General features: G+C 67.3%; 6 protein-coding genes. 1 reads left to right on the forward strand and 5 read right to left on the reverse strand.

Annotated features, from left to right (window positions below; all coding sequences use genetic code 11):
- Window positions 1-33 precede the first annotated feature (33 nt).
- Together ACIQLD_RS16405 and ACIQLD_RS16410 are read right to left on the reverse strand one after the other, a co-directional pair.
- Window positions 34-2,358, reverse strand: coding sequence for a sulfatase-like hydrolase/transferase (locus tag ACIQLD_RS16405; RefSeq protein WP_402609664.1), 2,325 nt, complete (start codon window positions 2,356-2,358; stop codon window positions 34-36).
- A gap of 118 nt (window positions 2,359-2,476) precedes the next feature.
- Window positions 2,477-3,055 carry a hypothetical protein gene (locus ACIQLD_RS16410; RefSeq protein ID WP_402609666.1) on the reverse strand — a complete coding sequence of 193 codons (579 nt, stop codon included), beginning with the start codon at window positions 3,053-3,055 and terminating at the stop codon, window positions 2,477-2,479.
- Window positions 3,056-3,196: 141 nt separating this feature from the next.
- Here ACIQLD_RS16410 and ACIQLD_RS16415 point away from each other — a divergent pair, with 141 nt between their 5' ends.
- Window positions 3,197-4,369 (forward strand): AI-2E family transporter, encoded by a 1,173-nt coding sequence (locus ACIQLD_RS16415; RefSeq protein ID WP_402610292.1) that lies wholly within the window; start codon window positions 3,197-3,199, stop codon window positions 4,367-4,369.
- Here the strand turns inward: ACIQLD_RS16415 and ACIQLD_RS16420 are convergent.
- From ACIQLD_RS16420 to ACIQLD_RS16430, 3 genes are all read right to left on the reverse strand, one after another.
- Window positions 4,362-10,322, reverse strand: a complete 5,961-nt coding sequence (locus ACIQLD_RS16420; RefSeq protein ID WP_402609668.1) for an LPXTG cell wall anchor domain-containing protein — start codon at window positions 10,320-10,322, stop codon at window positions 4,362-4,364. The genes ACIQLD_RS16415 and ACIQLD_RS16420 overlap by 8 nt on opposite strands.
- Window positions 10,323-10,535: 213 nt before the next feature.
- Window positions 10,536-11,696, reverse strand: coding sequence for a flagellar hook protein FlgE (locus ACIQLD_RS16425; protein WP_402609670.1), 1,161 nt, complete (start codon window positions 11,694-11,696; stop codon window positions 10,536-10,538).
- Between the two features lie 26 nt (window positions 11,697-11,722).
- Window positions 11,723-12,166 (reverse strand): flagellar hook assembly protein FlgD, encoded by a 444-nt coding sequence (locus ACIQLD_RS16430; protein ID WP_021198940.1) that lies wholly within the window; start codon window positions 12,164-12,166, stop codon window positions 11,723-11,725.
- Between the last annotated feature and the right edge of the window lie 13 nt (window positions 12,167-12,179).

Here is a 12,179-nt window from a genome sequence, read left to right on the forward strand (position 1 = left end):
AAGAGGATCGCGGGGAGCGCTACCCTCGCCTGGCTACTCCCGCGCGAAGGCGGCCTGTGCTTCGAGTTCGAGATCGAGGTACTGCTCCTCACTCACATCGACCGCGACGCCGCGGATCGTTCCGCCTGTGAACGTGAAGGGAGCGCGGTAGGACCGGCTCACCGAATCGGCACTGTCGTACCCGATGCACAGTCCATCCCCGCACAACGTGAACTTCCCCACCTGGGCGCGCATGGGGCCGCTCGCCACCGCCTGGTCGTCGACGTAGAGGGTCGTGGTGCCGATGGACTCCTTGTACTCGCCCGCTCCTTCTCGATCGAACTCCATGCCGAGGGCGTGCTTCCCCGGGCTGAGCTTCTCCGACACGAACGTCTGCTCCGGTTGAATGCCGAGGAAGTTGTAGACGTAGTGCAGCCTTCCGTCCTGGAGGAACAGCGCGTGGCCTCCGAAGCGCGACCCGTGGGCGAAGAGGACGCCTTCGGCACCCTCTTCGATGTCGACGTCGGCGATGATCTTGAACGACCGGCCGCGCACGTTCACGGCGACGCCCTCCGGAACAGCTCCGCTGTCGGGGTAGTAGATGTAGCGGTGACGTGGAGGTTCGGAAGAAGGGCGCTCGATGGTGAGCTGCTCCAACGCGGTGCGGTCGTCGATGGGGAGCCCGTAGTTGACGTCGGCTTCTTCGAACCAGGCGTCGACGAGTTCTCTGACCTTCTCGGGGTGGTCCGCGGCGACGTTCTTCGATTCCGAGCGGTCTTGGTCGACGTGGTACAGCTCCCAGTCATCCTCGTCGAAGTGGCCGTGTCCGCTGATGGGGGCGTGCGTTGCGGCGACCTTCCAACCGTCTTGCCATAGTCCCCTGGTGCCGATCATGTTGTAGTACTGGCGCTTCTTCCGAGTGGGCGCATCGGGGGCCGCGTCGAACGAGTACCGCATGGAAACCCCGGGCAGCGGGGCCTGTTCGACGCCGCGATACACCTCGGGCATCTCCAGGCCCGCGACGTCGAGGATCGTGGGCACGATGTCCGTGGCGTGGTGGTACTGGTGGCGGATCTCGCCCTTCGCCGTGATGCCGGCGGGCCAGTGGATGATCATCGGGTCACAGGTACCGCCGGAGTACTGGCTGTAGCGCTTGAACATCTGGAACGGGGTGGAGAAGGCCGCGGCCCAGCCCGTCGGGTAGTGGTTGTAGGCCTCGGGCCCTCCGAGGTCGTCGATGCGGGTGAGGTTCTCTGCGAGGTCGTCGGGGTAGTTGTTGAAGAACTTGTTCTCGTTCACGGAACCGTCGGATGATCCCTCGCCGGAGGCGCCGTTGTCGGCGCAGTAGAAGATGATCGTGTTGTCGAGCTGGCCGGTCTCCTCCAGGTAGTCGACGATGCGTCCGATCTGAGAGTCGGTGTACTCGCTGAACCCGGCGAAGACCTCCGCCATACGACGGAAGAGCGTCTTCTCGTCCTCGCTGAGCGTGTCCCAGGGCTTGACATGGTCGGCAGCGTTCGCCTGATCCTCGGGCATCGGATTGAACGGCGTCAGATCGGTGTCCGCAGGCATGATGCCGCGCTCGATCATGCGGCCGAGCACCCATTCGCGATAGGCGTCGTATCCGTCATCGAAGGCGCCCTTGTACTTGTCGATGTATTCCTGCGGCGCCTGGTGGGGCGCGTGGTTGGCCCCCGGGCAGAACCACATGTACCAGGGCTTGGACGGGTTCGTCGCCTGCTGGGCGCGCAGCATCTGCAGTGCCTGATCCGCGAGGTCTTTGGAGAGGTGGTAGCCCTCTTCGGGCGTGTACGGCTGCTCGATGAAGTGGTTGTCCTCGGCGAGGTCGGGATACCACTGGTTCGTCTCTCCGCCGAGGAACCCGTAGAAGCGGTCATAGCCCAGCTGCAGCGGCCACTGGTTGCGGCTGCCTCCGGCCGCGTTGTCCTGTTCGGGGACGTTGTGATCCTTGCCGAGCCAGAACGTCGAGTAGCCGTTGTCCTGCAGGATGTGCGCCATCGGTGCGCAGTCATCGGGGATCCGACCGGAGTTCCCGGGGAATCCGTTGGTCGACTCCATCAGTGAGGCGATGCTGTTGCGCGTGTGGTTGCGCCCCGTGAGGAAGACGGAACGCGTCGGCGAGCACAGCGCGGTCGTGTGCCACTGCGTGTAGGTGAGTCCGTTCGCGGCGAGCCGGTCGAGGGTGGGCATGTTGATCCGGCCGCCGTAGGGCGACCACGATGCCATCCCGGTGTCGTCATAGAGGATCACGAGCACATTCGGGGCCTTCTCGGCTGCGGCCGGCAACAGATACGGTTCCCAGTCCGGCACCGAGTCCCGCACATCGAGCGCGATCTTGCCGTTGAACTGTTCAGCCATGCCGATACCCCTGTCTCGAGATGCGGCGGTGAACTCGCCGCCATCGGCGACGCTACCCAGACGACTGCGGCTTGTGGAACGCGCATCACCTCCAGGGGGTGATCCCAACGACCTCCCCTCAGATCTTGATGGGGAAGGTCAGCAGTGTCGCGATTCCGGCGACGACGATGACCCCGCTCAAGCCGAGGAAAACCCAGCGCCGCCACGGAGCCGCCTGGTGCTGCGAGAGAGCAGCGAAGAACAGGACGAGCGCGAAGAGCACCGTGAGCAGGGAGTAGTCATCGCCGCGCTGATTGTTCGCGAGAGCCTCGTCGAATTTCGCGTCGGCGCGGGTGCTCGGTCCTCGGGCGGTGCGACCTTCGGCCGTCCACGCGTCGAACGCGACGGCGAACTCTTCGGTGAATCGTTCCTCGACGAACCGGACCAGGTCGTCGCGTCCCTCGGCTTCGGCCAGCACCCACTCGGTGTAGAGCGTCAGGTCATACTGGCGCGCGGCTTGCGCCGTCGACTGCGCTGAGGCCGCTTGCACGCGGGCGCTCGATGCCTGACTGAAGGCGATGGACATCTCGCCGCCCCATTTCGAGGCTTCGAACCCGCACCACGCCGTCAGCACTGCGGTCACCGAGAGCAGCACGACCGTCACGATATCGAGCACGCGCGTCGTGCGGACGGACTCTTCCCTGGCTTCGTGCGGCATGGCCTGATCCTCGTGCTTTCCGCCGGGGCACGGAAGCGGTCGTTCATCCCGCCCGGGTGAACCGCTTCAGACGCCCTGCTCTCGTGGACGGTTCGCGGCGAGAGGCGTGGACGCTCACCAGGAAAGGGTGAGGGAGTGCGCATGCACACCGTGGCCGCGCGTAACGTGCACCCCGTGGACGAGAGCATGCATGCACCCGGCCCGGAACGAGAGGGCCGACCGAAGCCGTCGCGGCTTCAGCTCGTGCTGCCCGCGAAGCCGCTGGTGTCGGGCTTCTCCGTCGCGGTAGGGGTCCTGCTCGCGATCGCCCTGGCCGCCACCGTCGCTGGAATCTCGACGGTGCTCATCTCGATCTTCCTCGGCATGTTCCTCGCGCTCGGTCTCGACCCGTCGGTTCGCGCCTTCGAGCGTCGGGGGATGAGCCGGGCGGCGGGGGTCACGATCGTGGCCGTGATCGTCCTCCTCGTCGTGGCGGTGATCCTGTTGGTGCTGGTACCGGCGACGGTTCGTCAGATCTCGGCGGCGATCGAGGCAGCCCCGGAGACCATCGCGGCGGTGCAGCAGAGCGGATGGTATCTGTCCCTGGAGGAGAGCCTCGGGATAGATCTCTCGGCCGTGATCGCAGAGGGTATCCGTTCGCTCACGACCCTTTCCTCCTTCCTGGCGATCTCCGGAGGAGTCCTGAAAGCGGGATTCGGTGTGATCGGGGCCGTGTCGAGTTTCGTCATGGTGGTCGTGCTCACCCTGTACTTCGTGTCCTCGCTGCAGAGCATCAAGGCATCGGCAGCGCAACTCGTTCCGCTGTATCGGCGGGCTCGGTTCGCCGAGGTGCTGGAGGAGATCACGCAATCAGTCGGAGGTGTGGTCGCGGGCGGCGTCACCCTGTCGGCGATCAACTCCCTCGTCGTCTTCGTGATCCAACTCGCCGTCGGTTCGTCGGTTCCGGCTGTGATGGCGATCATCGCCTTCTTCGTCACGCTGGTGCCGATGATCGGCTCTCTCGTGTTCCTGATCATCGGCGGTGTCGCGACCCTGTTCGTCAGCCCGACGGCCGCGCTGGTCTTCGTGGTCGCGTACCTCGTGTACATCCAAGTGGAGGCGTACGTCGTCACGCCGCGGATCATGGGCAAGGCGGCCGCAGTGCCCGGCGTCCTCGTGATCATCGGTGCGATGGTGGGGGCGACGCTCCTCGGCCTGCTCGGGGCGCTCGTCGCCATCCCGTTGACAGCGTCGCTTCTCATCGTCATCCGCAAGGTGTGGATTCCGCGCCAGAACAGCCGGGTCGCGCCTCCCGACGACGAAGCGGTCAGGTAAGGGCCGGCCGCTGTCGCCGACGGCGGATCAGGATCCCACCGGCGAGGATGAGCAGCACGCCGATCCCTGCGAACAGAGATACGGCAGGCCCGTCGATCCCGGTGGACGGTAGTGCGCCGCCGTCCGGAGTCGGATCCGGGGGCAGAGCCGGGTACACATTCGTGATCGCCGCGATCTGGGAGGTCGGCGGTTCGCCTCCGGTGCCCGGAGCGGTGATCGTCACGAGCTGACCGTCGTTGAGCCTCGAGGCCTCCCCGAAGGTTCCGACCGCGCCGGCCTCGGACACGCGGCACACCGACCCGAGCGGGAGCCCGTCGAGGCGCGTGCGAAGGTCGCCCGCGTTCGACACGGTGAGGGTGCCGCCAGCGGGCAGCACGAGGGGAACGCCGGCGACCGTGCACTCGATGAGGAAGTCGAAGCTGTCCGGGGCTTGCCCCGTCTCGCCGACCAGCACCTTCTGTACTCCGAGATCGCCGTCGAGCAGGGTGACCCCGGCCTGCACAGGCGCCACGGAGTACTCGCGCCCGCCCGCATCCGTGCCCACGGCGCCCATCTGGTTCCAGGCGAAACCTCCGGCATCGGGAACGGTGATCGGAGCGAGGTCAGGATACTCCGGCGATTCCGGCACGTTCTGCGTCTCGTAGTGCAGCGACAGCACTTGGCCCGGCGCGAACGACCCTGCTGCCGTGGCGGTGAAATCGATCGTGACTCGGATTCCGGTCACTTCCTCCCACGCGCCGGCGTAGGAGAGCACGGGCACCCAGGTCGCGGTGGTCTCGCAGAGCAGGTCGCCGAACCATGCCGAACTCGAACCCGTGCCCACACACGGCGAGGCCGAGGTCGTCACATCCAGCGTGAGCGTCGCTCCGGCAGGCAAGATGTTCGCGGTCAGAGACTCGGGGAGCAGTACCGGGTCGAAGGTGGTGTTGCGGGCAGCGCCGGTCGCCAGCAACCGGTCACCGATCCGCGGCAGGGGATCGACGATCGATACGGTCTCGAAGCCGACCGTGCCGCTGTTCACGACGGAGAGGCGCCAGTCGTCCGTTGCGCCGACCGCGGTGTAGGCGGCGCAGGGCGTGCGGGTGTAGCCATCGGGGTCGAGCGGGCAGGCCGCGTCGGGGTTGTTCAGGTTGACCTCGCCGTCGACGAGGTCGCCGTCGACCTCGCCCTTGACGTACTTGTACGCCGCGAGGGCGCCTCCGGGTGACGGCTGGACGTAGTTGGTCGTTCCGCACTGGTCGACGTCGAGGCCGGACACGGTGCCCTCCCCGTTGCCCGAGGCGTTGGTGCAGGCGGTGAGCTCCTCATCGGTCGTGACGACGAACGTGTTGGTCGTGAACTCATCGAGGGCGAGCCCCGGCGCAAGCACCAGGTTCACGGTGATCGTGAAGACCTCACCCGGCGACATCCTGTTCCCGCCCTCCGGCCACGTGAAGGTCACGTTCTTTCCGGTGTCGTCGATCAGCGCCGACACGTCTGTCGACAACGTGCCGCCCGCCGAGGTCTGGTAGGTCGGCGGGGAGAAGTCCCAGTCGAGGTATTCGGGAAGCGTGTCGACCAGCTGGTCGATCGTGAGGAAGCCGGTGCCCGTGTTCGTGAACTGCAGCGTCCATGGGAGGCTGGCGCCGATGGACACGACGTGGCTGGTTCCGGGCTGCGACTTCACGACGTCGATCTGATGTGTGCCGGGGTCGATCGTCAGGTCGGCATCGGCGTCCGCATCCGCGTCCGCGTACAGTCCGTCGAGTCGCTCGCTCACGACCGTCGCCGTGTTCGGGAGAATCGTCGGCAGAGCCAGATCGGTGCCGTCTCGCCCGGTCGTGAGCGCGACGATGTCGAACGCGAGCTGTGCGGTCCAGTCGTCCGGCGGTGCGTTGCGCGAGAACACTTCTCCCGCGGCGTTGCGGAACACCGCCCGGAGGCCGACGATCGCGGCCGGATCCGCAGCCGCGGGGAGTTCCGCAGTCGCACCGAACGCCCCTTCCACCCAGGCCGATCCCACGAGCGCGTCGATGCGCACCTGGTCGGCACCAGCCGGCAACACGACGCTCAGCGCGGGAACAGGGGCCAGCTGCACGGCGTTCCAGAAGTCGGCGTCCGCATCCGTGATGGTCACCTGCTGAGTCGCCGCGGTGGAGGCGCCGTCCGTAGCATCGAGTGTCACGGTGACCGGGTCTTGCAGCTGGGTCTCGAGAACCGAGTCCGGATCGATGGTCTTCGCGAGGGTCGCGTTGAGCAGCGCGCTGACGAGCACCACGGTGTCGTTCGCGGTGTCGCTCGGCGTCGAGGCGTTGCCGGAAGGGGTCAGGACCGGGTCATAGGACTGGGCGATCACGTCGTTTCTGACGGTGCCGGGCTCCACGAGCTGATCGGCATCCGAGCGCTCGTACTGCCGCACCTTGGTGACGATCCCGATGCTCAGGTCTTCCCCGGCGCGGATGCTGCCGCCCTCGGTCGTGGGGTCGATGCCGTGGAACACGACGCTGACCCCGACCACGGTGGCCAGATCGCCGGCGGCGAGCGTTCCCGCGTCGGTCACAGAGAGCGTGCGGGTGCTGAGGGTGCCATCGGCCGCACGGTCCCAGAGCGTGACGGTCGACGTGGCGGGGTCGACCTGGTCGACCGGGAACGTGAAGGTGAGCGATTGCACGGTGAGGCGCTCGTAGGGATTGGTGTCCGCGTCGTAGTCCGCGTCGTCGAACGGGTCATCCGCCCAGGCGCCGGGAGCGCTCACGCACTGGTCCGCCGCTCCGGCCGCGCAGGGGATCGGATCGGTCACGCGCACGTACGAGGCGCGTGCGGTGCTGTCGTTCCTGGCATCGATGTCGAAGGTCACGTCCGGATAGTTCGCGGGGTCGACGTCGGCGGACTCCGGGATCGTGACGCTCGACGGCGTGACGGTCTTCTCCACCGAGACGAGCGGCGGCTGGTCGATCAGGGTGATGTTGTCCTGCTCGGTGTCGCTGCCGTTCCCCGCAGCCGAGGTCCAGTCGCCGCGGAGGCTGTTCCAGACGATGCCCTGGTCGGGATCGTTGAAGGTCTCATCTGCGCTCACCCAGCGGTCGCTCGTCGCCGTGTCATCGCGCACGACGTTGCGAAGCTCCCAGGTGAGGAAGGTCGGCCGGTACTCTCCGACGGCAGAAGTCGCGAGGCCGGAGCCTGCTTCAGGTCGGGTCGGATCCGTGCTCGCAGTGCGGGCGGCGTCGTCCGGCTCGTACACCAAGCGGACTCCCGTCGTTCCGGCGGTCTGCGCGGGCGTGAGCGTGTAGCCGAGGAATCCGTCCGCTCCCATCCAGCTTCCGCCCGGCGCGGCGATCGGGGCCCATGCGCCGTCGACGAAGAGCCAGACTTCGGTGATGTCGTCCCACGCGAGCAGGGGATCGTCGGCGAGAGTGATCGGGTCGATGCTCAGCAGGTCGAAGGCTTGGAACACCGTGCTCGCCGCGCCAGCGGGATCCGCACCCGGTGCCGTCGCGGGATCGGCGAGGACGAGCGTGTCGATCCCGCGGGTGCCGGTCCGCCACTCGTTGCGCGTGGAGACGATCGCGCCGGACTGTGCATCGAGGAAGTCGACATCCGTGGTCTTGTCGTTCGTCTGGACCCACCGCTTGTTCGCGTCGACGCCCACGCCCTCGCCGGTTGCGGGGGTCTGCACACCGATCGTGTCCTGGTCGGTCACGACGTCGCTGTCGATCCCGTCCGGGAGGCCGTCGACCTCGCCGTGGCTCTGTGCGCTCGCTTCGTTCTCATAGACCGTGGGCTCCTGCGCCGACTGCTCATCCTCGGGGTCATCCCGCGGGTCGGTGGGGCCGGAGCCGTCGCGCAGGTCGGTCCGCGCATCGAAGACGACGTTCGGGACGACGCTGAACCCCTGGGAGAATCCATCGGGGTTGTCGAAGGTGAACCGCACTCCCGTGACGTCGGAGGGGACATCGGGCGGCGTGAGTGCGGCTGCGAACTCCGCACGGCTCATCTGGAACGTCTGCGCGGTATCACCCGTGCTGACCGTGGCGAGCGTCGCCCACGATCCGTCCGGCCGCTGGTACTCCACGGTCGCAGTGGTGTTCGGCGGGACCTGGGTGGGTGCGATCGCCACGATGTCGAACGCGTTCCAGAAGTCGTCCGCCTGGTCGTCGCGCCAGGAGTCCTCGACGACGATCTGGGTCGGATCCACCTGTGCGACGCCGGTCTCCGTGGTCGCGGTCAGGCTGGCGACCACGCTGTTGCCCGGTTCGACCGCGCCGCCAGGTGTGATCCGCTTGTCGAGTGCGACCCCGATCTGGGGGAAATAGACCGTGATGTCATCGGCGGCCTCGTCGTCAGCGGTACCCACGTCGTTGGTCGCCGTGACGTCGATGTTGTTCGTGCGTTGGTGCGTCGGCGCCTCGGTGCTGACGAGCGCGAGCGAGGGCTCGATTGCCACGTCGATCGTCGCGACCGTGCCGGCAGGGATCTGGCCGGTGAAGTCGATGACGAAACCGGTGACGGTTCCCGGGGGCGCAGTCGGTGCGTCCCCATCCGCGAAGGGGACGGCGGGCTGCGCGACGCCGTCGATGTACCAGGTGATCGTGCCGCCGGTGGCTCCCTCCGGGTACGGGATGCCGGAGGGGAAGCCACCGAAGAGCATCTCGGCGTCGAAGAAGCCGAGATCGGAGATGGTGAGGCTCTGCACAGGGCCGTTCGAGGCGTTCGTCGCCGTGAGCTCGGCCAGCGCGTCGGCGCCGGCGGGGAGCTCGGCCGGAGTGATCGTCTTCCCCGCGAGCACGTCGACGGTCAGCGGACCGATCTCGTAGGGCGCGGTCGCCTCGTCACTCGCCGTCGCGCCGCCTGGTGCGTTCACTGTGGACGTGATGCCGTTCGTGACGGAGGCGCCCGTGGCGAGTGAGCTCTCGTCGTTGCGATCCGTCGCTCGCTGCTCCACGGTGAAGTCCGTGGAAGCGGAGGCATCGGAGGCGATCGTGCCACCGGCATAGGTCAGACGGATGCCGCCGACCTCACCGGGGTCGACGCCGGCCGGCAACCCCGGAGTGATGCCCGGTGTGCCGCTCTGCCAGCTCCATGTCCCCGTGCCCTCGTCGTAGACGTATGCGTCGACCTGCACCGTCGTGGCATCCGCGGGAAGGGTCGTGGAGACAAACCCCTGGAAGTCGACGATGCGGAACGGGTTGTCGGCGCTGAGGGTCGCCGCTCCATCGACGGCGCCCGTCGGCTCCTGGATCACGAGCGAGTCGCCGCCGGTGTTCGACTGGTTCTGGGCTCCGATCGTGATCTGCGATGTCGCTCCGGGGTCGAACTGCTGCGAGGCGGGCGACCAGCTCTTGCTGGCCTCGACCCCGATGACGGTGTCGATCGTGACGACCGCGTCCGCCGTGTCGGAGATGGTCGCGGGCACATCTCCCGGCCCGTTGTCCCAGTCCGCCGTCGCGGTGTTCGTCACCGTGTCGCCGTTGTACTCCCAGTCGGCGGGCAGGTCGAGCGGCGCGCGCAGGACCACGCTGAGCTTCAGGGTTCCGCCGGCTTCGAGGCCGACTCCGCCATCCACGGGCTGCTCGAAGACGACACGGATCGAGCAGTTGTCGGTGACCTCGACGGGCACACCGCCTTCTTCCACGCATCCGGTCGTCGTGACCAGCAGCGGCAGAGTGGAGGGGGTGTACGACGAGCCGACGAACTCGAAACCGGCGAACTCGGCCGGAAGGGTGTCGGTGAGGACCACGTTGAGGCAGTCCACGTCGTCGCAGACCAGATCGACCGTGTAGGTGAACTCATCGCCGGGCTGCAGGGTGTCCTGCGTATCGAGCCCGTCGACGAGCTTGTCGATGCGGAGCGAGGACTCTGCGGCCTGAGCGGCGAGGGGCACGACCAGCCCGGCACCGACGAGCCCGAGGATCGCCACGAGAGCCAGGAGAAGGCTGCGCAGCCGGTTGTCGGTGGGTCGAGACGTCCGGGACATGGTGCTCGTTTCCTGAGGAAGCCACAAGGGCAACGAAGGAGTACAGGCTGCCGATGCCGCGTGAGCGGATCAGACGTGGAGCGACATCGGAGCCCACGTGGTTATGTCCTGAGGAGTCTAGAGAGGAGCACATCCCCGGTCCAGGGTTTGCGTCGTCTCTTTCACCCGCAGCGGGTGAGAGAGACGACGCAGACGCGTGGTCCGGCGACGACGTCAGCGCTTGAGGTTCGTCAGCTCCTGCAGCACCTCGTCGCTGGTGGTGATGATGCGGGCGTTCGCCTGGAAGCCGCGCTGCGCGACGATCAGGTTGGTGAACTCCTGCGACAGGTCGACGTTCGACATCTCGAGCGCACCGCTGATGATGCCGCCGAGACCGTCGGTGCCGGCCTGGCCGAGCGTCGGCTCTCCGGAGTTCCCGCTCGGGCGGTACTGCGAGGAGCCGGCCTTCTCGAGTCCGCCGGGGTTGACGAAGCCTGCCAGCGCGACGCGGGCGAGCACCTCGGTGTCGCCGTTGCTGAACGTGCCGACGAGGCTGCCGTCGTTCATCAACGCGTACGAGCTCAGGGTGCCTGCCGGCTTGCCGTTCTGCTCCTTGATCGCGACGTCGCTGACGTCGGCGAACCCGGTGACCGCCGAGAGGTCGACGGTCACACCGCCGGAGACGATGGACGACGCGGCAGGCTGCTTGCCGTCGGTGAACGTGAGGGCGGTGTTCGTCCCACCGGGCTCGGTGACGTTCCACCCCGTGGCGGTGCGGGTGAAGGTGAGGCGGAGCGAGGTGGCCGTGCCCTCGGCGTCATAGGTCTTGATGTCGCGCACCAGCTGCTCGCCGACGGCCGCACCGGAGGGCAGGTTGCCGGTGACGCGGGCCGTGGTGGTGGCCGTGGCGGGGCTCAGCGCTCCGACCGGGAGGCGGATGTCACCGATGCCCTGACCGGGGACGATCACGCCGTTCTGGGCTGTCCAGCCCTGCACCAGTGCGCCGTCGGCCGAGACGAGCTTGCCGCTCGCATCGAACGAGAAGCCGCCGTTGCGGGTGTACAGGGTCTCGCCGCCCGAGCGCACGACGAAGAACCCGTCGCCGGCGATCATGAGGTTGGTCGGCACGCCGGTGGGCTGCGGCGCTCCGGAGGCGAAGTCGGTGCTGATGCCGGCGACCTGCACGCCGAGACCGACCTGGGCGGGGTTCTGACCGCCGGCGGCCTGCTGCGGCATCATCGAGTTGCGCACGAGCTGGGAGAGCGAGTCCTGGAACTGCGCGGCCGAGGCCTTGAACCCGGTCGTGTTGACGTTGGCGATGTTGTTGCCGGTGACGTCGAGCATGGTCTGGTGCGAACGCAGACCCGAGATTCCGGCGAACAGAGAGCGGAGCATGGTGATGCCTTTCTGGAAGGGACTGGTCAGGACTGCGAACGGGGAGCGAGGGCGACGCCGGAGACGGCGTCGAGGGGGATGGAGGCGTCGCCGATGGTGACGAGGGGGACGGCGCCGGCGTAGGACACCGAGGTGACGATGCCCTTCTGCGTGACGCCCTTCTCGTCGACGTACTGCGCCTCGTGGCCGATCAGCGCGGCCGCGGTCTGACGCATGCTGAGCGCGAAGCTCTCGGTCGAGGTCGCCGTGAGCGCGGTCAACTGCTCCATCGAGGCCAGCTGCGTGGTCTGCGAGATCATCTCGTTGGTGTTCATGGGCGAACTCGGATCCTGATTCGTCAGCTGCGTCACCAGCAGCTTCAGGAAGACCTCGGAGTCGAGCGTCTTCTTGCGCTCGGTCGGGGGCGTCGTGCTGCCCGTCTGCACGCCGGAGGGCGGGATCGTGCCGGAGATGGGGTCGACCGTTGTCATGGGTTCCTCTCGG

It is taken from the genome of Microbacterium sp. NPDC091662, assembly GCF_044756705.1.
In the GTDB taxonomy this organism is placed as follows: Bacteria; Actinomycetota; Actinomycetes; order Actinomycetales; family Microbacteriaceae; genus Microbacterium.